At 57.3% G+C, this 1199-nt stretch carries 3 protein-coding genes and 1 tRNA gene; all 4 read right to left on the bottom strand.

Annotation, left to right across the window (positions count from 1 at the left end):
* Position 1: 1 nt before the first annotated feature.
* Positions 2–74, bottom strand: a tRNA-Ala gene (locus I2E26_RS05975).
* Positions 75–93: 19 nt separating this feature from the next.
* Positions 94–294, bottom strand: coding sequence for a hypothetical protein (locus tag I2E26_RS05970; protein WP_195419998.1), 201 nt, complete (start codon positions 292–294; stop codon positions 94–96).
* 430 nt (positions 295–724) lie between these two features.
* Entirely contained in the window at positions 725–907 is a 183-nt protein-coding gene (locus I2E26_RS05965) for a hypothetical protein (RefSeq protein ID WP_147588285.1), read from the bottom strand.
* Positions 907–1199: hypothetical protein (locus tag I2E26_RS05960; RefSeq protein WP_195419997.1), on the bottom strand; the 293-nt coding region annotated here is incomplete at its 5' end. The genes I2E26_RS05960 and I2E26_RS05965, both read right to left, overlap by 1 nt.

Genomic DNA, 1199 nt, shown 5'->3' with positions numbered 1-1199 from the left:
GTGGAGACGAGGGGGATCGAACCCCTGACCTCTTGACTGCCAGTCAAGCGCTCTCCCAGCTGAGCTACGCCCCCATGTGGTGCAAAAAATACTTTACGCGAGATCGATGCGGAATGCAAGGACATTTTTATAAATATTGCCCCAACGACGAGAAGATGGAGATAGCCAGGGGAGTCGAACAAAATTAGAAATCGTACGTGGTGTAGAGTCGCTGATTGAACTGACGCCTGCTTTCGGCATGAAAGCAGTTCCATGTGATGACGTGGCCACGCGCTCCTTGAGCTCGCGCTCCATCTCCTCCTTACGCCTCGTGTACGCGGCAGCGCATGCGGGGCAGAGATGGTGCTCGGAATCGACCGCGAGCCAACCGGATACCGCCGGGTCGCGCGATCCCCCGGACGCCTCGACGTGCGAGCCGCACTTGTCGCAGACGACCAGGAGCTTCCTCATAAATGCCATGACGGGGCTCCGATCTGTTCGATGGGATAACTAGAAGATGTGTTGCTTGAAGCCCTCGGCGGATGCCTCGACGCCGGCGTACCGCGTGCCGCACCGCGCGCACCGGGCGCCCGACCTCGAGCGGTGGAGGATGCAGACGATCTCGTCCGCCCCGTTGCACTAGGGGCACACCGGCCCGGCCTTCGAGCCGTCGTCCTCAGGGAGATAGTAAGACCCACCGGCCCTCTCGAGCATCCTAAGATGCTCATGGAAACGAGGTCGCACGCTAGTCGACAAAAAGTTCCACGACTTCGAAATCGTCGACGGGGAAAAGTCCATCGTCATCGAGATCGGGGAGTAAAATCCTATAAGCATCGCCGAAGGGGCCCGGTTCCATGCATTCGACATCGTAGACCTTGCCCTTTTCCAAGACCACTTTGTAGTAGTCCCCGATGTACCTGACCTTCATCAGCCCCTCCTTTTCAGCCAGTGCTTGCAATGGAACTCGAATATGCCAAGCTCTGGATGCTCCATCCAGAGCACGTCGGCTAGCTTGATTTCACCATCTTCCGATGGATCGAATATCCATCCAACACCGGCGACATGGAACCGCTCTTCCTCCTCCCCTCCGTAGGCTTCAACCAATCTCCCGGCAACACGAAGTTTTTTGTAAGGCTCGCTCCCGTTCCCAGCGAACACCTTCTTAACGGTTATCTCGCTTCCCGTAACGAACCGCGACTCCGATCCATCCGGCATGTGTA

The sequence above is a fragment of the Collinsella sp. D33t1_170424_A12 genome, assembly GCF_015554865.1.
In the GTDB taxonomy this organism is placed as follows: Bacteria; Actinomycetota; Coriobacteriia; order Coriobacteriales; family Coriobacteriaceae; genus Collinsella.
Note: the sequence above shows the minus strand (reverse complement) of the source record. Positions and strands in the feature narration are given on the sequence as shown.